The sequence below is a fragment of the Paractinoplanes hotanensis genome (assembly GCF_023717965.1).
Lineage (GTDB): Bacteria > Actinomycetota > Actinomycetes > Mycobacteriales > Micromonosporaceae > Actinoplanes > Actinoplanes polyasparticus.
Genome location: NZ_JAMQOL010000010.1, coordinates 204716 through 222885, shown reverse-complemented (window position 1 = coordinate 222885; position 18170 = coordinate 204716). Strand labels below are relative to the sequence as shown.

Annotated in this window: 18 protein-coding genes; 9 read left to right on the top strand and 9 right to left on the bottom strand. The window is 71.0% G+C overall.

Annotated features, from left to right (window positions below):
* The first annotated feature begins 3 nt into the window (after positions 1 to 3).
* The 4 genes from smpB (at position 4) to LXN57_RS09070 (ending at position 3505) form a co-directional block, all read left to right on the top strand.
* Positions 4 to 489, top strand: a complete 486-nt coding sequence (gene smpB, locus LXN57_RS09085; RefSeq protein WP_251797565.1) for an SsrA-binding protein SmpB — start codon at positions 4 to 6, stop codon at positions 487 to 489.
* A gap of 7 nt (positions 490 to 496) precedes the next feature.
* Positions 497 to 1525 (top strand): LLM class flavin-dependent oxidoreductase, encoded by a 1029-nt coding sequence (locus LXN57_RS09080; RefSeq protein ID WP_438872852.1) that lies wholly within the window; start codon positions 497 to 499, stop codon positions 1523 to 1525.
* 25 nt (positions 1526 to 1550) lie between these two features.
* Positions 1551 to 2627: a 5'-methylthioadenosine/S-adenosylhomocysteine nucleosidase family protein gene (locus tag LXN57_RS09075; protein ID WP_251797563.1), complete on the top strand. Its 1077-nt coding sequence runs from the start codon at positions 1551 to 1553 to the stop codon at positions 2625 to 2627.
* A 110-nt stretch (positions 2628 to 2737) separates the two neighbouring features.
* Complete coding sequence (locus tag LXN57_RS09070) at positions 2738 to 3505, top strand: class I SAM-dependent methyltransferase (protein WP_251797562.1); 768 nt, start codon at positions 2738 to 2740, stop codon at positions 3503 to 3505.
* A gap of 40 nt (positions 3506 to 3545) precedes the next feature.
* Here the strand turns inward: LXN57_RS09070 and LXN57_RS09065 are convergent, their stop codons facing one another.
* Complete coding sequence (locus LXN57_RS09065; protein ID WP_251797561.1) at positions 3546 to 4628, bottom strand: cellulose binding domain-containing protein; 1083 nt, start codon at positions 4626 to 4628, stop codon at positions 3546 to 3548.
* A gap of 202 nt (positions 4629 to 4830) precedes the next feature.
* On the opposite strand from LXN57_RS09065, the gene LXN57_RS09060 reads away from it, so the two are divergent.
* The gene (locus LXN57_RS09060; protein WP_251797647.1) at positions 4831 to 6975 is read left to right on the top strand and encodes a rhamnogalacturonan lyase family protein; all 2145 of its coding nucleotides are present in this window, start codon (positions 4831 to 4833) and stop codon (positions 6973 to 6975) included.
* Between the two features lie 318 nt (positions 6976 to 7293).
* Here the strand turns inward: LXN57_RS09060 and LXN57_RS09055 are convergent, their stop codons facing one another.
* Positions 7294 to 8139: a phosphotransferase gene (locus LXN57_RS09055; protein WP_251797560.1), complete on the bottom strand. Its 846-nt coding sequence runs from the start codon at positions 8137 to 8139 to the stop codon at positions 7294 to 7296.
* 65 nt (positions 8140 to 8204) lie between these two features.
* Positions 8205 to 8660 (bottom strand): glycine-rich domain-containing protein, encoded by a 456-nt coding sequence (locus tag LXN57_RS09050; protein WP_251797559.1) that lies wholly within the window; start codon positions 8658 to 8660, stop codon positions 8205 to 8207.
* 47 nt (positions 8661 to 8707) lie between these two features.
* On the opposite strand from LXN57_RS09050, the gene LXN57_RS09045 reads away from it, so the two are divergent.
* Both LXN57_RS09045 and LXN57_RS09040 read left to right on the top strand, forming a co-directional pair.
* Positions 8708 to 8905 carry a hypothetical protein gene (locus LXN57_RS09045; RefSeq protein WP_251797558.1) on the top strand — a complete coding sequence of 66 codons (198 nt, stop codon included), beginning with the start codon at positions 8708 to 8710 and terminating at the stop codon, positions 8903 to 8905.
* A 309-nt stretch (positions 8906 to 9214) separates the two neighbouring features.
* A complete protein-coding gene (locus LXN57_RS09040; RefSeq protein WP_308206604.1) occupies positions 9215 to 9589 on the top strand; it encodes a VOC family protein in 375 nt (124 codons plus the stop codon).
* Between the two features lie 34 nt (positions 9590 to 9623).
* Here the strand turns inward: LXN57_RS09040 and LXN57_RS09035 are convergent, their stop codons facing one another.
* From LXN57_RS09035 to LXN57_RS09025, 3 genes are all read right to left on the bottom strand, one after another.
* Entirely contained in the window at positions 9624 to 11015 is a 1392-nt protein-coding gene (locus LXN57_RS09035) for a (Fe-S)-binding protein (protein WP_251797557.1), read from the bottom strand.
* A complete protein-coding gene (locus tag LXN57_RS09030; RefSeq protein ID WP_251797556.1) occupies positions 11015 to 12133 on the bottom strand; it encodes an FAD-binding oxidoreductase in 1119 nt (372 codons plus the stop codon). The genes LXN57_RS09035 and LXN57_RS09030 overlap by 1 nt, the downstream gene beginning before the upstream one ends.
* 96 nt (positions 12134 to 12229) lie before the next feature.
* Complete coding sequence (locus LXN57_RS09025; protein WP_251797555.1) at positions 12230 to 13678, bottom strand: FAD-linked oxidase C-terminal domain-containing protein; 1449 nt, start codon at positions 13676 to 13678, stop codon at positions 12230 to 12232.
* A gap of 142 nt (positions 13679 to 13820) precedes the next feature.
* Between LXN57_RS09025 and LXN57_RS09020 the strand changes: the two genes are divergently transcribed.
* Positions 13821 to 14516, top strand: a complete 696-nt coding sequence (locus LXN57_RS09020; RefSeq protein ID WP_251797554.1) for a hypothetical protein — start codon at positions 13821 to 13823, stop codon at positions 14514 to 14516.
* A 173-nt stretch (positions 14517 to 14689) separates the two neighbouring features.
* On the opposite strand, the gene LXN57_RS09015 is transcribed toward LXN57_RS09020, so the two are convergent.
* Complete coding sequence (locus LXN57_RS09015; protein WP_438872851.1) at positions 14690 to 15865, bottom strand: cytochrome P450; 1176 nt, start codon at positions 15863 to 15865, stop codon at positions 14690 to 14692.
* A 242-nt stretch (positions 15866 to 16107) separates the two neighbouring features.
* Here LXN57_RS09015 and LXN57_RS09010 point away from each other — a divergent pair, with 242 nt between their 5' ends.
* Positions 16108 to 16518 carry a helix-turn-helix domain-containing protein gene (locus LXN57_RS09010; RefSeq protein WP_221379466.1) on the top strand — a complete coding sequence of 137 codons (411 nt, stop codon included), beginning with the start codon at positions 16108 to 16110 and terminating at the stop codon, positions 16516 to 16518.
* Here the strand turns inward: LXN57_RS09010 and LXN57_RS09005 are convergent.
* Together LXN57_RS09005 and LXN57_RS09000 are read right to left on the bottom strand one after the other, a co-directional pair.
* Entirely contained in the window at positions 16451 to 17524 is a 1074-nt protein-coding gene (locus LXN57_RS09005) for an MAB_1171c family putative transporter (RefSeq protein ID WP_251797553.1), read from the bottom strand. The two genes, LXN57_RS09010 and LXN57_RS09005, sit on opposite strands and share 68 nt — an antisense overlap.
* Positions 17521 to 17988 (bottom strand): hypothetical protein, encoded by a 468-nt coding sequence (locus tag LXN57_RS09000; RefSeq protein WP_251797552.1) that lies wholly within the window; start codon positions 17986 to 17988, stop codon positions 17521 to 17523. Before LXN57_RS09000 ends, LXN57_RS09005 begins: the two co-directional genes overlap by 4 nt.
* Positions 17989 to 18170: the final 182 nt, after the last annotated feature.

Below are 18170 nucleotides of genomic sequence, written 5' to 3'. Positions count from 1 at the left end.
TGCGTGAGCAGGGAGACCGGACGCAAGATGATCGCCTCGAACAAGAAGGCGCGGCACGACTACGCGATCCTCCGCACGTACGAGGCGGGTCTCGTGCTGGCCGGCACCGAGGTGAAGTCGCTGCGCGAGGGCCGCGCGTCGCTCGTCGACGCGTTCGCCGGCGAGCACGAGGGCGAGATCATGCTCTACGGGCTGCACATCGCGGAGTACGGCTACGGCAGCTGGACCAACCACGCGCCGCGCCGCACCCGCAAGCTCCTGCTGCACAAGTCCGAGATCCTGAAGATCCTGGCCCAGCTGCGCGACGGCAACGGGCTCACCCTGGTGCCGCTCTCGATGTACTTCAACGAGGGCTGGGCCAAGGTCGAGCTCGGGATGGCGCGCGGCCTCAAGTCGTACGACAAGAGGCAGGTGCTGGCCGAGCGCGACGCCCGGAACGAGATCGCGCGCGAGATGGGCCGCCGGTTGAAGGGCCGGCCGGCTCGGTAGAGTGATCATGGTGGAATTCGGACTCGACACCTTCGGCGACGTCACCGTCGACGAACACGGCCAGAAGCTTCCGTACGCGCAGGTGATCCGCAACGTCGTCGAGCAGGCCGTGCTGGCCGAGCGGGTCGGCGTCGACGGGTTCGGCCTCGGCGAGCACCACCGCGACGACTTCGCGGTCTCCGCACCCGAGATCGTGCTCGCCGCCATCGCCGCCCGCACCGAGCGCATCCGGCTCGGCACCGCGGTCACCGTGCTCAGCTCCGACGACCCCGTGCGCGTCTTCGAGCGTTTCGCCACGCTCGACGCCGTGTCGCACGGCCGCGCCGAGATCATCCTGGGCCGGGGCTCGTTCACCGAGTCGTTCCCGCTGTTCGGCTTCGACCTGCACGACTACGAGCGGCTGTTCGAGGAGAAGGCCGACCTCATGGTCAAGCTGCTCGACGAGGGCCCGGTGAGCTGGGAGGGAACGGTCCGCCCGCCGCTGAACGGCCTGCAGGCCTACCCGAAGACCGAGTCCGGGCGCATCCGCACCTGGATCGGCGTCGGCGGCAGCCCCGAGTCGGTGGTCCGGGCCGCGCGCCACGGTCTGCCGCTGGTCCTCGCGATCATCGGCGGCGAGCCGGTGCGCTTCGCGCCGTACGTGGAGCTCTACCAGCGCGCCCTCGAGGAGTTCGAGCAGCCGTCGCAGCCCGTGGCCGCGCATTGCCCCGGTTTCGTCGCCGAGACCGACGAGGAAGCGGTCGAGACGCTCTGGCCGCACGCCCGCACCATGCTCAACCGGATCGGCCGCGAACGGGGCTGGCCGCCGCTGAGCCGCGACCGCTTCGAGAACGACGTCCGCGACGGCGCGTGGCACGTCGGCTCGCCCGAGACGGTGGCCCAGAAGGTCGCGCACACCATCAAGCACCTCGGCATCCAGCGCTTCGACCTGAAGTACTCCGCCGGCACCCTGCCGCACGACAAGATGCTGACCGCGATCGAGCTGTACGGCACGAAGGTCGTTCCCCGCGTGAAGGAGCTCCTCGCCGAGGCCTGATCGCGGCCGCCGGTATCGTGGCGGCATGGCGTACGTCGATGTGCTGATCATTGCGGCGCTGAAGGAAGAGTTCGACGCCGCACGGGCCGCGGCCGGCGTCGCGTGGACTCCGCACGAGGCGGACGGCGGTGATCCGTACGTTCGTGGCGATTACCGCTGTGCCGATGGACGGGTCCTGTCGGTTGCGCTGGCCCGGCCCGTCCGCATGGGCGGCCGCAGCGCCGGGCCGCTCGCGACCAGCCTGACCGGTGAACTGCGGCCGGGCTGTCTGGCGATGTCCGGGGTGTGCGCGGGCAACCCGTCCGTGGTGGCGCTGGGCGACGTGGTCGTCGCCGAAGTGGCGTACGAGCACGACGAGGGCAAGCAGACGCCGGCGGGCTTCACGCCGGATCACCGGCAGTACCGGCTGGACGCCGACTGGTTCCGGGCGGCGCAGGAATTCGACCCGGCCGGGCTGCCGAGTCACGGCGTGGCCACCGAACAGGAGTCCCGGCTCTGGTTCCTCGAGCGGCTGATGGCCGGGCAGAATCCGAGGGAGCATCCGGCGCGCGGCCGCTACTTCCCGCCCGGCGCCTGGCCGGCCCGCCTGTCGGCGATGGAGTCGGAAGGCCTGGTCGGATGGGCTCAGGACAGCCTGGCCCTCACGGATCGGGGCCGATCGGTCATCACTCGGGCGCTCTACGACGACGTGGACGGTCCCGGCACACTGCCGTACGCGGTGGTGGCCGGGCCGGTCGCCAGCGGCAGCGCCGTCGTCGGTGACGGCGCGACCTGGTCCAGGCTGAAGGCGTCAGGCGTACGCACGGTGGCCGGCCTCGACATGGAGGCGGCCACCATCGCCACCGTGGCCGAGGCCCAGAAGACGCCGCGGTGGCTGGTCGTCAAGGGCGTCGTGGACCACGCCGACGCCGACAAGGACGACCGCTACCGGCGGTTCGCCGCCCGGGCGTCCGCGGAGGTGCTGTTCGCCCTGCTCGATCGGCTGGCCGCCCGAGCCGAGACGCGCCACGATCCACCGGCGGGCCGGTACGTCGTCCATGCCCAGGACGTACGCGGCCTGGTGATCGGTGACGGCAACGTGCAACACAACACCTTCACCTGACGCCGCCTTCGCCCGGGCATGGGCTTCTCGCGACGATTCGCGGAAACCGGCAGACCGGCGGGTCCGCCACCGGACTGCCGCCCGGTGGCTCGGCGGTGTCTGCTGGGGTGATGAGCGAGCACACGTACGCCCTCTCGGCGGACGCCGCCGAGTTCTACGAAAGCACCTTCGTCCCCGCGCTCTTCGCCGGTCTGGCCCGTCGCCTGATCGAGGCGGTCGCGCCGGACATCGAGGAGTCGATGCTGGACGTGGCCTGCGGCACCGGCGTCGTGGCGCGTGCCTCGACGGCCGGGCGAGTGATCGGGCTCGACCGCAATCCCGCGATGCTGACGGTGGCCCGGCGCGAGCGGCCCACCCTGAACTGGTGCGTGGGCGATGCCTCGGCCCTGCCCTTCGCCGACAACGCGTTCGATGTGGTGGTGTCGCAGGCGGCGCTGATGTACTTCGCCGACGGGGTGGCCGCGCTGCGCGAGATGGCCCGGGTGGGCGGGCGGCTGGGCCTGCAGGTGCCGGGCCGGCTCGCGGCGAGCCCGGGCTACGTGGCGCTGGCCGAGCTGGTCGCCCGCCACGCCGTCCCGTCGGCGAGCGAGGTGATCGCGGGCTACTTCGCGGCCGGCGACCCCGACCGGCTGTCCGCGCAGTGCGAGGAGGCAGGCTGGCGGATCGACCACCTCACCACGTGGACGAGCGCCACCCGCCTGCCCACCATGGACGCGTTCATCAAGGCCGAGCTTCTTCCCCTGGCCGGCCATGTGGACGACCAGGCCCGCCGGCGCATCGTCGCCGACAGCCGGCAGGCTCTGGAGCCTTTCGTGACCCCGGAAGGCGAGGTAGCCGCACCGCTCGAGATCCAGCTGGTGGTCGGCCGAAGCCGATGAACTGGTCGGCCGCTGGAACAGACGCTGGATCCAGCTGCGGTCAGCCGAGGGCGGCGGAGAGAGCCGGGTACCAGCGGTTGGCGATCTTCGCGTTGCCGGCGTCGTTGGGGTGGACTCCGTCGTACGTGTCGGTGGCGGGGACGAACCCGGTGAACTGGTCGGCGACTGTGATCGGGGAGGTGGCTGTCGAGAGGCCGGCGGCCCAGGCCGGGATGGCCGCGTTCAGGTCGACCACGCGCTGGGCGCAGTCGGCGCAGTTCGAGGCGTTCATGGGGATGATCTGGGCGACCAGGATCCTCATGGCCGGGTTGGACGCCCGCATCTGGCCGACCATGCGGGTGAACGCGGCCAGGATCGTCGACGGGGGCAGGTTGTTCCAGACGTCGTTCGTGCCGAAGTGCATGAGGACGATGTCGGGGTCGGTGGCCGCGAGCCAGCCCACGAGCTGGTTCTGGTTGGCGACGTTCGTGGCGAGGAAGCCGCCGTGGCCCTCGTTATCCCCGTCGTACGGGAAACCGCAGCCCTGGCCGGGCAGGGTGCCCACGAAGTCGACCCGGGCGGCGGGCAATTTCTGCCAGAGCAGGGCCCGCCAGCAGCCGGGGGAGCCGGTGATCGAGTCACCCAGCGCCATGATTTTGACGGGGGAGCCGGCCGGTGGCGTGGTTGGGGGAGTGGTCGCCGGTGGTGTGGTGCTCGGCGGGGGCGTGCTCGGCGTCGGGCCGTTGCACACGGCGCCGTTGAGGGCGAACGCTGTGGGGATCGGGTTGCTGCCGGTCGAGGAGCCGTTGAAGCCGAAGGACACCGTCCCGTTGGTCGCCAGCGCGCCGTTCCACGAGGCGTTGCGTACGGTGACCGCCGCCCCGGACTGGGTTGCCGCGCCGTTCCAGAGCTGGGTGACCGTCTGGCCCGCGCCGAACGAGAACGTCAAGGTCCACGCGGCCAGCGGGTCGCCCAGGTTGGTGATGTCGACGGCGGCGCCGAAGCCACCCGGCCAGGAACTCGAGACGGCGTAGCGGACCTGGCAGCCGGCGGCGGCCGAAGCCGGGCCCGCGGCGGCGACGGCGACGGAGCCGGCCGCGAGGGCGGTCGCAGCAACGAGAACGGTCAACCTTCGTCTGGGCATCGGGCGCTCCGGCGGGGGGATCGATGAAAGTGGATGAAGGCACTATCCCATGGGAGCGCTCCCAATCCAACCTTGACCGAAACGTCGCGATACTCCACCCTGGGAACGCTCCCATTCATGTCCCTCGATCTAAGGACCGCTCGTGGCCAGAAGAGGAAAGATCGCGGCCGTCCTCGCCGTCGTCACTGCCGGTGCGGGCGTCATGGTGGCGACCCGGGCCGATGCCGCCGCCGGCTGCCAGGTGCGCTACGCCGTCACGAACTCCTGGCCCGGCGGCTTCGGCGCCACCGTCGACGTGACCAACCTGGGCGACCCGCTCAACGGCTGGACGCTGGGCTTCGCCCTGCCCGGGGGTCAGACGATCACGTCGTTGTGGAACGGCGCGGTCACCCAGTCCGGTTCGGCCGTGACGGTGCGCGACGCCGGCTGGAACGCCGCGCTCGCCACGAACGGCACGGCCGGATTCGGCTTCAACGCCAACGGCGACGCCGCCACACCGGGAACGTTCACTTTGAACGGCGTCGCGTGCACGGGAGCGACACAGCCGACCACGCCGCCGCCCACCACGACACCGCCCCCGACTACGACGCCCCCGACCACGACGCCACCGACCACGACGCCGCCGCCCACTACGCCGCCGCCGACCACGACGGCGCCCGCCGATGGCAAGCAGCGCGAACGCCTCGACCGCGGCGTGATCAGCGTTCGTTCGGGCTCGGCCAACCTGGTCAGCTGGCGCTGGCTGGCCACCGATCCGGCCGGGATCGGCTTCAACGTCTACCGCGGCGCCACCAAGGTCAACGGATCGCCGCTGACGACGTCGACCAACTACCTGGACGCCGGTGCGGCCGCCAACGCCGCGTACACCGTACGCGCCGTACTGAACGGGGTTGAGCAGGCGGCCGACGGCCCGTCCCTGACCTTCGGCAACGGCTATCTCGACGTCCCGATCCAGAATCCCAACAGCTCCCTGTACGCCGCGAACGACGCCTCCACCGGCGACCTCGACGGCGACGGCCGGCTCGACCTGGTGCTCAAGTGGGAGCCGTTGAACGCCAAGGACAACTCGCAGTCCGGCGTCACCGATCCGGTGTACGTCGACGCGTACAAACTCGACGGGACCCGGCTCTGGCGCGTCAACCTCGGCCGCAACATCCGGGCCGGGGCGCATTACACCCAGTTCCAGGTGTACGACTACGACGGCGACGGCCGGGCCGAGGTGGCCATGAAGACGGCCGACGCCACCGTGTCCGGCACCGGCCAGGTGATCGGCACCTCGAGCGCCGACCACCGCAACTCCTCGGGCTACGTGCTCAGCGGCCCCGAATACCTGACGATGTTCGACGGCCGCACCGGCGCCGCGCTGTCCACCGTGAACTACGAGCCGGCCCGCGGCACGGTCAGCAGCTGGGGCGACTCGTACGGCAACCGGGTCGACCGCTTCCTGGCCGGCACCGCCTACCTCGACGGCAGCCGGCCCAGCCTGATCATGGCGCGCGGCTACTACACCCGCAGCGTGATCGTCGCCTGGGATTTCCGCAACGGCGCGCTGACCCGTCGCTGGACGTTCGACAGCAACAGCTCCACCAACAGCGGCACCGCCGGGCAGGGCAACCACCAGCTCTCGGTGGCCGACGTCGACCGGGACGGCCGCGACGAGATCGTGTACGGCTCCCTGGCGATCGACGACAACGGCGCGAAGCTCTGGAACACCGGGCACGGCCACGGCGACGCCCTGCACGTCGGTGATCTCGACCCGTCCCGTACGGGCCTCGAGGTCTTCAAGGTCGACGAGGACGCCAGCAAGCCGTCGTCGTGGTTCGCCGACGCCCGCACGGGTCAGATCCTGTGGAGCACCCCGGCCAGCGGCGACAACGGACGCGGCGTCTCGGCCGACATCTGGGCCGGCAGCCCCGGCGCGGAGAGCTGGTCGTCGGCGGTCGACGGCGTGCGCGGCCCGTCCGGCTCGGTGGTGTCGAGCCGCAAGCCGAGCTCGGCCAACTTCGTGATCTGGTGGGACGGCGACCCCCAGCGCGAACTGCTCGACCAGACCCGCATCGACAAGTACGGCACATCGTCCGACACCCGCCTGCTCACCGCGAGCGGCGTCCACTCCAACAACGGCACCAAGGCAACCCCGTCACTGAGCGGCGACCTGCTCGGCGACTGGCGCGAGGAGGTCATCTGGCCGACCGCGGACAACACCGCCCTGCGCATCTACTCGACCCCGATCCAGACCGACCGCCGCGTGCTCACGCTGCTGCACGACATCCAGTACCGCGAGGCCCTGGCCTGGCAAAACACCGCCTACAACCAGCCACCCCACCCCAGTACAGCAATTTCGTAGATCGTTCACCGGCTGGGGCGGTCTGGGCGGTCCGGGCCGTCGGCCCCTCCGGGCCGCAGGCACGCGCCCGCCGGGAGCAGGTTCGACTACAAACCGCGGCGATGTTCAGAAGTCGGCGACACGGCCGAATGTTCACAAGACCGTCACGCCGGCCGGGCCGGTCATCGACCCCGCCTGCTCTACCGGGTCCCGCAGAACACCGGCCGCAAAGGCGAGCCGAAAAGCCTCACCGATGACTACTTCGCCGCCCCAACTCGACGCGTGTCATACCGCGTGGGTGTCCACGCGTGCGACAACTTCCAGCACGGCAGGTTTTGCTTACTGCATACGCGCAGGACTCGGCACCGATCGGGGCCTATAGCGTTGTAGGAGGCGGTGCTGTAACCACGCGTCGCTTGCTGTAGCCATCTCGGCCAGATGAGGCGCATCAGTGCTGTTGTCGCGTAGCCGGCGTGACAGCTTGGCCAGGGCGGCGGCGAACGCATCGACGGCGTCGGGGTTGGCGTGGGCCCAGGTCGGCAGCTGGGCGGCCCAGGATTCGGCCTGGGTAGGGGAGTGCCCGGCGCGGATGAGCCGGACCAGCATGCGGGCAGTGTCGAGCCAGACCGCACCCCGGCACGGCATGGACCAGTCCACCACCTGCGCACGGCCGTCGGTGATCAGGAAGTTGTTGTGGGTCATGTCGGTGTGCAGCAGGGTGTCTCCGTCGACCAGAGAGGGGTCGAGCAGACGTCCCCAGCGAGCGGTGGCTGGTTGAATGTTGACCGGTGGACATGGCGTGAGTGCCGCAGCCATGCGGGTCAGGGTGGCGGCGACGACAGGTAAGTCCGGCGAGCCGGGCCGCAGGTCCGCGCACACGCCAGGGGCGTGATCGAAGACGGCGACCAACCACCCTGCCGTTTCGGCATGCCAGCGCAGCCTGGGGGCCAGGTCGCCGGGCAGGTGCTGGTTGAGGCGAATCTCGTTGCGCAGGAAGCCAACCCGGTCGGTGTCAAGCTGAGCGCCTTTGCAAAATAACCGGCCGACGTCGTGGACGCCGAGAGTCGCTGCGAAATCGCCGATTGAGCCGGCGCTCGCGTCGTGGACGTGCTCGATCGGGCCACATCGGGCGGTGATCGCGTCGCGTACCGCTGCGGGGAGCTGTTCCCACTGCTGCCGGGCCATGACGCTCTCCGTCCACACGTTGGTGCCGGGGACCAGCGTACGGTCCCGGCACCAACGTGTGCGGATCAGCGGGTCGGGCTGTCGGTGCATCCGGCATGGCACTGGGTGCACTTGCTGCTGCAGTCGGCCGCTCGATGCCAGAGTTCGGCGTCGAGAGCGAACCCGGCCGCGCGGATCGCGGTCACGGTGTCCGTGAGGGTGGTCGGGATGGTCGGCGGGGTACCGCCCTGGTCGTTGGGGTCGTCGTCGGGGACGTGGTGGATGAACCGGCCGGCCACCCGCTCGCAGAACGCGGCGTAGTCGACGGTGTAGAGGATGAAGGTGTGCCAGCCGATGTCGACCAGCTCGGACGGGCCGAGCGGCTGGGTCGCGGTGGCACTGGTGCCGAGGAAAGCGAGCGCCTGGTCGAGGATCCGATGCGGCATTCCGTCGTCGAGGTCCGGGTGTTCGGTAGTGATCCGGCGAGTCAGCCGGTCGAACAGGTCGGGGGCGACCAGGGTGCGGCCCTGGACGAGGCGCAACCGGGCCGATCCGGCCCCTGATCTACACCCAACCCTCACCCGGCATCATGACCTCGCAACACCACATTTTCCGTGCAGACCGCGCCGAACACATCGGCGATCCCGAGGACGCCTTCGAAAGCGACCGGATCGACTGGATTCCCCTCGACGACATCCGCAGCTTGATCGACAAGCAGCACATCGTGGCCGGCACTACCCTCGTCGCCCTGCTCCTGGTCCTGACCGACCGCGAGCGGCGAACCTGAGAGTCCAGCCACCATCCCTCGCAGATTCGAGTCTTCGGGTCCGCAGCTCCACAGACTGCGATGGCGCCGAGCGCAAGCCCATGAGAGTCGCCGAGGCCCGTATCACTCTCGGCGTAGCCGCCGCCCGAGCCGGAGATCTCGGCGAAGCCGTCGCCTCCGGCCAACAGGCACTCGACGGCGAACGGAAATCCCTGCCATCCCTGACCATGGCTGCGCTGCGGTTCGGAATGACCTCTCCTCTGTATCATTCCTCAGCGACACGTCCGGCGTCGTCGAACGTCAATGCGTGCCTCCCATTAGTCTCTGACCATGATTCTTCGACACCTGACGGTCGACAGCTCCGAGCCGTACGAGCTGGCCCGTTTCTGGAGCGAGGTCACCGGCTGGCCGCTGAGCGACGAGGACGTGCCCGGCGACGACGAGGTGCTGGTGGAGGCTCCTTCGCCCGTGCCCGGCCTGCTGTTCATTCGCGTGCCTGAGGCCAAGTCCGCGAAGAACCGCCTGCACATCGACTGGGTGCCCGACGAGCGCACCCGCGACGAGGAGGTCGACCGGCTCACCGCTCTCGGCGCCAAGCTCTTCGAGGACCACCGCACCCGTGAGGGCATGGGCTGGGTGACAATGCAGGACCCCGAGGGCAACGAATTCTGCATCGAACGCAGCACGATCGAGCGCAACGCCTGAGCCAGCGCGGGCACGCGCTTCGCGCAGGACTCGGTCAGGAGCGCAGCGCGGCGGCGCCGAGGTTGCGGATCGAGGCGTCCAGGACCTGGGCGGTGTGGGCCATCGCCATCGTGGCGCCCTGGCGGTTGAGGGCGGCGGTCACCTGCATCATGCAGCCGGGGTTGGCCGTAACGAGCAGGTCGGCGCCGGTGGCGAGGACGTCGGCGGCCTTGCGGTCGCCGAGTTCGGCCGCGGGGACGGGGTTGAGGATGTTCCAGATGCCGGCCGAGCCGCAGCACAGCTCGGGGTCGGCGATCTCGCGCAGCCTCAGCTCGGGAATGCCGCGCAGCAGCGCACGCGGCTGGGCGCGGATGCCCTGGGCGTGACCGAGGTGGCAGGCGTCGTGGTAGGCCACCGTCAGCGGCAGCGGGTGGCGCTGGGCGACCGGGCCCAGGGCGTCCAGCAGCTCCGCGAGGTCGCGCACCTTCGCGGCGAAGGCTGCGGCCCGCACCTTGTACACAGGGTCGTCGGCCAGCAGCTCGCCGTACTCCTTCAGTGAGGAGCCGCAGCCGGCCGCGTTGACCACGAAGTAGTCCATCCCGGTGTGCTCGAACGTGTCGATCAGGCGGCGGGCGAAGCCGAGCGCCTCCTCCCGGCGTCCGTTGTGGACGCTCAGGGCGCCGCAACAGCCCTGGCCGGGCGGGATCACGACCTCGCAGCCCTCCGCGGCGAGGATGCGTACGGTCGCGGAGTTGACCTCGGGGAAGAAGGCGCCCTGCACACACCCGGTCAGCATGCCGACGACCGCGCGCCGGGCGCCGCGGGCGGGCACCCGGCGCGGCGGGCGCGGGACCTTGTGCAGGCGCGGCGCGAGCGATTCGAGGGTGGTCAGCGTCGGGCCCAGCCTCTCGAGCAGGCCGCTGCGAGCCACGAGCCGCTGCAGACCCGATTTCTGGTACGCCCGCAGGGGGCCCCGCAGCAGGCGGAGCCGGCGCGGGTACGGGAAGAGCGCGAAGATGGCCCGCCGCAGCAGGGCGTCGCCGCGGTCGCGGGTGAAGCGCCGCTCGACCTGGGCCCGCGTGTCCTCGATGAGGCGGTCGTACCGCACGCCCGACGGGCACGCGGTCACACACGACATGCAGCCCAGGCACTTGTCGAAGTGTTCGACCATCGAACCGCTCAGCGGCTCGCCGTTGACGCCCTCGTTCATCAGATAGATGCGGCCGCGCGGCGAGTCGGCCTCGGCGCCCCACAACACGTACGTCGGGCAGGCCGGCAGGCAGAAGCCGCAGTGCACACAGTCGGCGATCAGGTCGGCCCGGGGCGGATGATGATCGTCGAAGGCCCGCCCGTCATCAACCGGCCCGAGCACGTCACGCGGCGCCCCGCCGGCGCCCCGGGCGTTCCCGTCGTCGGCTGGGCCGGTGCCCCAGGTGGCGTCGACCATCAGATGCCTCCCACGAAGCGTCCCGGCGCGAACCGGTGCTCCGGATCGAACTGATCCTTGATCCGGCGCATCACCGCCAGCCCCGGCACCGGACCCCACATGTCGAGGATGTCGCGCACCTCGGCCGGCGCGGTCAGCACGACGGCATGCCCGCCGCCGCGCACGCATTGGGCCCGCAGCCGTTCGACCTCGGTGATGTCGCGCGCCGCGGCATAGAGCACCCCGGCGCCGGCCGATCCGCGCAGCGCCGACCCCAGCCCGACGAGCGCCGGCACCTTCGAGAGCGGCACCGACAGCTTCATCCCGATCTCGTCGGCCGCCCACGGGTCGCGGCCCCACCATCCGGGCGCGGCCTCGCTGACCTCGCCGGCCAGCAACTTCTCGATCAGGGCCGACCTTTCCCGTACGCCGGCGGGCGTGCCCTCGAGCAGCACGGTCAGCTCGCCCGTGGCGGTGTCGAGCTCGATCGCGGTCGGCGCGACCTGCGCGGCGAGGATCGCGGGCACGGCCTGGGCCGGGGCGGTCGAGCGCACGTACACGGAAGCCGCCGGCCGCGGATGCAGGCGGAACACGCACTCGGTGATCAGCCCGAGCGTGCCGTACGACCCGGTGTAGAGCTTGCCGAGGTCGTAGCCGGCGACGTTCTTGACCACCTTGCCACCCGCCTTGGCGACCACCCCGTCGGGCCGGACGACCGTGATGCCGATCAGAAGGTCGCGTGCCGTGCCGTATTGCAGCCGCCGCGGCCCGCTGGCGGCGGTCGCCACCACCCCGCCGGCCGTCGCCCCGGCCGGCGCGTCCAGTGCCAGCTGCTGGTCGCCGAGCGCGAGATCGCCGAGCGGGGTGCCCGCCCGGAGCACCGTGATCAGGTCGCCCGCCGCGTGCTCGACGACGCCGGCCAGCCGCCGCGTGTCGATGATCAGGTCGAGCGAGCGCGGGGGCGGGCCCCAGTGCACCTTGGTGCCGCCACCCCGCACCACCACCGCCAGGCCCCGGGAAGCGGCCACCACCGCCGCCGCCTCGCCGGTCGAGGCCGGCGTGGCGACCAGCCGGGCCGGCATCCCGCCGACGTGGTCGTCATCGCAGGCGGGCCGAGTCAGCTCATCGAGCGCGCCCATCAGAGGACCACCCCCCGAGGGGCAGAAGCTGCGAGCGCGCCCATCAAAAGACCACAACCCGCAGAACAGGAACGGCGGCAACGGCGAGCGCACCCATCAGAAGACCTCCACGCCCGGGAAGCGCGCGGCGATGTCGCTGCCCGGCCGCTCGCCACACAGCCGCGGCGTGGGGAAGATCTTGCCGGGGTTGGCCAGGTGGGCCGGGTCGAACGCGCAGCGCACCAGCTGCATCGTCTCGAGGTCGTCGTCGCTGTACATGCGGGGCATGTATTTCGCCTTGTCCATGCCGACGCCGTGCTCGCCGGTGATCGAGCCGCCGTACTCGACGCAGAGGTCGATGATCGCGCCCGAGACCGTCTCGGCCCGCTCGGCCTCGCCGTCGACCCGGGCGTCGAACAGCACCAGCGGGTGCAGGTTGCCGTCGCCCGCGTGGAAGACGTTCGCCACTCGTACGCCGTGGGAGGAAGCCACCTCGCCGATGCGCCGCAGCACCTCGGGCAACGCCGTCCGCGGGATCACGCCGTCCTGCACGATGTAGTCGGGGCTGATGCGGCCCACGGCGGCGAAGGCGGACTTGCGGCCCTTCCAGAACAGGGCCCGCTCGGCGTCGTCGGCCGCGATGCGGATCTCGAACGCACCCTCGCCGCGACACAACGACGTGACCTCGGTGAACTGGGCCTCGACCTCGGCCGACGGCCCGTCGAGCTCGACGATCAGCACGGCCGCCGCGCCCGGCGGATAGCCGCAGGCGACCGCCGCCTCGGCCGCCTCGATGGCGAGCGCGTCCATCATCTCGATCGCGGCCGGCACGACGCCGGCCGCGATGATCGCCGAGGTGGCCGCGCCGGCGGCGTCGATGCTGGGGAAGGCTGCGAGCAGCGTGCGCACCGATTCGGGCAGCCTGGTCAGGCGCACGGTCACCTCGGTGGCGACGCCGAGGGTGCCCTCGGAGCCGACGAACGCGCCGATCAGGTCGTAGCCCGGCGGGTCGGGCGCCCGGCCGCCGAGCCGCACCAGGTCGCCGTCGGGGGTCACGATCTGCAGGCCGGTGACGTGGTTGGTGGTGAAGCCGTACTTGAGGCAGTGCGCGCCGCCCGAGTTCTCGGCGACGTTGCCGCCGATCGAGCAGATCTGCTGGCTGGACGGGTCGGGCGCGTAGTAGTAGCCGTGCGGGGCGGCGGCCCGGGTGACCTGGAGGTTGATGACGCCGGGCTCGACCACGGCCCGCTCGTCGGCCGGCGCGATCTCGACGATGCGGCGCATCTGGGCCGTGACGATCAGGACGCCCTCGGCATGCGGCAGGGCGCCGCCGGACAGCCCGGTGCCGGAGCCGCGGGCGACGAACGGCACCCCGGCTTCGGCGCAGGCCCGGACCACGGTGGCGACCTGACCGGCGGTGTGCGGCAGCACGACCAGGGCGGGGATGACCTTGTAGTGAGCGAGGCCGTCGCACTCGTAGGTGCGCAGTTCCTGCCGGTCGGTCACGACCTGCTCGGAGCCCAGGTCGGAGCGCAGCCGCCGGGCGAGCGCGCCGATGTCTGCCATGCGACCCTCCTCGCCGTTCACCTCGGGGACAACCTATCCCGAGGGTCCGACATTCGTCACCGAGAGTCTCCCGCCCTGTGCCGGTGGGTAGTAGTTCCGGCACCGCCGCCGGCCCCGCTCACCGGTCTGGGAGGATGGCCCGATGTTCGTGACCGGAAGAGTCGCCCGACTGGCCGCGATGACGGTTTGTGCCCTGCTCACGGCGGCCGGCTGCTCGTCGGACGACGAGCCCTCGCCGGAGCCGACCGGGCTGATCGACGTCACCACGATGCGGGGCGCGCTGCTCCAGGCGGCCGAGATCGGGCCGGCCTGGCAACCGCCGGCCCAGAGCCCCGACACCACCAAGCTGGTGAGCATCTGCGGCGGCACGACAGCCGCCCCGAGCGTGCCGCCCGGCGGCGACGTGGTGGCGTCGTCCTTCGTGGACGAGGGACAGAAGGGCGCGCAGACGCTCGACCAGACAGCGCTGGTCTTCGGCGACGTGACGCTGGCGGCGGCCGCGCAGACGGCGTTGCGGGCCGTCGCCGACGGCTGTGAGCCCAAGCTGTCGGTCCCGGCCACGGTCAACGACAACAAGGCGGAACCGGCGTACACCGAAACCGTCGAGATCAAAACGTTGGACGAGGGCGGGTGGAAGGGCTTCGTGGTGATCCGGCACAAGACGTACGACAAGGCCCACCCCGGCTCGGCGGACACCGCCGTCGCCGTCCTGAACAGCCGAAACGTCGTTCTGGTGGACCAGTACGCGCTCTACCGCCTCGGCGCCTCCAGCGCCGCCTCGAGCTTCGACGCCGACTGGCAGAAGCTCGTCGGCACCGTCGTGCAACGTGTCGGATAGCCGGGCGGGATAGACACGACGGCCTGCTGTCGTCTAGTGTTCCGAGTGCGCCGTTGCGAGTTCTTCCCCCGTGGAATTCGCAGCGGCGTCTTACTGTGCCGATCCGATTACTGCGCTGGCCCGATTACTGCGCTGATCCGTTTAGTGTGCTGGTCCGCATTGAGTGCCGGGGCTCATCTCGTCGAGACCGGCAGGGCGTCGAAGCCGCGGATCGTGAGGCTGTTCCGCCGCGCGGCCCCCTCCGTCCGCCGCAGACCCGGCAGCCGCTCGAAGAGCCGCGGAAAAGCGATCTGCGCCTCGAGCCGGGCCATCGGCGCCCCGAGGCAGTAGTGCATGCCCCCGCCGAACGAGAGCGACGCGTTGTCGGCCCGGCGGAGATCGAGCCGGTCGGGGTCGGTGAAGCGGCGGGGGTCGCGGTTGGCGGCGCCCGTGTACGCCACGATCCGCTGCCCCGGTTCCAGGCTCACTCCGGCGACAGTGGACGGCTCCAGCACGGTACGGTCGATGTTCTGCACCGGCGAGTCGAAGCGCAGCAGTTCCTCGACGGCGGCCGCCGGGTCGGCGAGCAGCGCATCCCGCTGCCCCGGGTGGTCGAGCAGCGCCGCCAGCCCGTTCGAGAGCAGGTTGGTGGTGGTCTCGAAGCCGGCCGCGAACAGCAGCCCGGCCATCGTCAGCAACTCGTCGGAGGTGAGCCGGTCGCCCGCCTCCTCGTGTTCCACCATGGCACTCATCAGGTCGCCGCGCGGGTGCCGGCGCCGCTCGGCGGCCAGCTCGCCCAGATAGTCGCGGACCGCCTGGGCCGCCGGATCGGCCTTCAGCAGCACCTCCGGCGTGATCTCGTCGAGCACCGCCGACCAGTCCTGCACCAGATGCTGGAACTGGGCGCGGTCGGCCTCGGGCACGCCCAAAAGCTCGCTGATCACGTTGCAGGGCAGGGGAAAGGCGAACGCCGAGACGAAGTCGGCGGCGCCCGCGGCGGCCATCGTCTCGATCATGTTGTCGATCATGCGGGTGGTGGCCGGTCGCAGCTCCTGCACCCGGCGGCCGGTGAACCCGGAGCTGACCAGCCGCCGCAGCCGGGTGTGGTCGGGCGGGTTGATGCCGAGCAGGCTGGTGAAGTAGCCGTAGAGGGCCGGGTGCTCGGCCCAGTCGGCCAGGCCCAGGTGCGGCAGCAGCTCGACCGGCATCTTGCCGAGCTTGTGATCACGGGAGACGGACTGGCACTCGGCGAACCGGGTCACGATCAAGGTGCCGTCGGCGTCACGCAGCACGGGGCCCAGCTCGCGGAGCCGCGCGTAGTGGCCGTAGGGGTCCTCGCGTCCCACCATGGTGGTGAGCTCGTCCAACACGGACGTAACTTCGCGACCTTCCACAATGCTCGCCACAGCTTGGACGATACAAGTTCGCGGCTGCGAGCAGTACAAGGCGACTTCTCGCAGCCCTTGAGCAGCGGGATCCGGTGTTCTAGGCTTCATCGGGTCCGTCAACGTCAGTTTATGGCGCCGGCATCGGGGGATGTGCATGGACGAGAGGCTCGCGTCCCTGCTCATGGCGTCGTAGGCTGCGGGGTGACCAACGGGGAGGGGGGCGGGTGGGCGCCTTCTCCATCGCCGGCCGCTTGGACAGATTGTTCAAACAGCTGCGGCCCGAGCCGAGTTACATGGCCGTGGCTGAGGCCGTCCGGTCCGAGCAGGGTGTGTCGATCTCGCACACCTACATCTGGCAGCTCCGCACCGGGCGGCGCGACAACCCGACGATCCAGCATCTGACCGCGCTGGCGACCTACTTCGGCGTGCCCGTCGCGTACTTCATCGACGACGACCACACGACCCGCATCGATGCGCAGCTCGACCTGCTGCGGACCATCCGCGACGCCGGGGTCACCGAGCTCGCCCTGCGGGCGGCCGACGTGTCGCCGCGCGGCCGCGACACGATCAGCGAGCTGATTCAGAGGGTGTGGGAGTCCGAGAAGGGGCTGCGAGACCGCGGCTCACCCGGCTGAGCCAGGCCACCTCGTCGGCCATCGCGGGGCCGACCGGCGCCCACGAGCCGGGCTCGGTGAGCGGGGCGCCGGACGCACGGCGGCGCAGGGCGTCCACGATCGCGGTCGCCTCCTCGGCCGGCGACGAGCCGTGCGGGGCCGCGTACGGGCGAAGCGCCAGCATGCCGTCGCGGATCTCGATGACCCGGCGGTAGAGGCGCAGGTGCACGTCGTCGACGCCGGCCAGCTCGATCACCGCGCGGCGCGGGGTGAAAAGGATCACCTCGGGAAAGGCGTCGCGCATCGCCTTCCAGAGCGGGCGCAGCACGAGCAGGGAGCGATAGGCCTCGTACGCGGCCCGGGCCCGCCTCGTCGCCGGCGCCAGCAGTCCGGCGATGGTCAGGATGAGCCCGCTCGTCTGCGCGGTGCGGCCGATCGGCTCGACGGTCGAGAAGGCGACGTCCGTGCCGAGGGTGTGGGCGAGCACGAGGCTGCCCTTGACCGCCGCGTAGCAGGCCACCAGGGCGGTGCCGATCGACGTCACCCGCAGCCCGGCCCGGGGGAGCCCGGCCGGCGCCCCGCCGCTGATCCGCCAGAACAGCATCGAGGTGGTCACCAGCACCGTGCCCAGGTAGGCCTCGAGCACCACCCAGTACGCCGCGACGGCCCAGCCCTGCTCGGTGGCCAGCAGCTCGGCCTCGGTGTCGATGCCGTGGGCGACCAGGTCGAGGACACACAGGGCCACGAGCACCGCGACCAGCAGGGCCAGCTGCCGGGCGCGGACGCCGGTGTGGGTCACCAGCGCGATGAAGCGCAGCAGGAAGTAGGCCGAGGTGACGCCGAGCAGGTGCGGCACGATCGGCACGTCGAGCTGGGCCGCGATCGGCGCGAACGACACCGTCTTGGCCAGCGCGATCGCGCACACGGCGGCCCACAGCGCGCGTTGCCGCTGGTCACGCCAGAGCGTCGGGATCCGTACGACGGTCGCGCCCCACAGCAGTGCCAGGAGCGCGACGTCGAGGATCATTCGAAGCCCAGCGCGTCGGCCACCCGGCCGAGCGTGGTGCGCGGCCCGCGGGCGGAGCGGCCGCGGATCAGCGACGCCATCATCTCGGCCTCGCGTTCCTGCGCGTCGGTGTAGGCGACCCGGCCCAGCATGCGCCGCACGGCGCCCGGCTCGAGGTCGGGGAAGAGCCGCGCGAGCGCCGTGTCGGCCCCCGAGTGTCCGCAGAGGATGTGTGACAACTCGTGCAGCACGATGTGCTCGGCGTGCAGCGGCGAGGTGCCGGGGTCGAAGAAGACGTGATCGGCCCGCTCGGTGCCGATCCACAGCCCGCAGGGCGCCTCGGCGCTGAGCCCGGGAACCGGCCGCCGGATCAGCGGCCGGCCGCGGCGGGCGGCCACCTCGTCACAGAATTCGTCGAGGTCGAAGGGGTCGGGCACGCGCAGGCCCCGCAGCTTCGCCTCGCAACGCCGTCGCAGTCCCTCCACCGCGGCCACGCTACTCGACGGCCCCGCTGCGCGGAACTGCGCGGAGAAAGCGCTTACCGAACAGGGGGTGTCGAACACCTGTGGAATACCCCACCGGACTGTTAACTATTCGGCCATCCTCTGCATAGCCTTACGAACCTTGGGGCAGAAACCAGTTCGGCCGAGGAATCAAAACCGGAGGT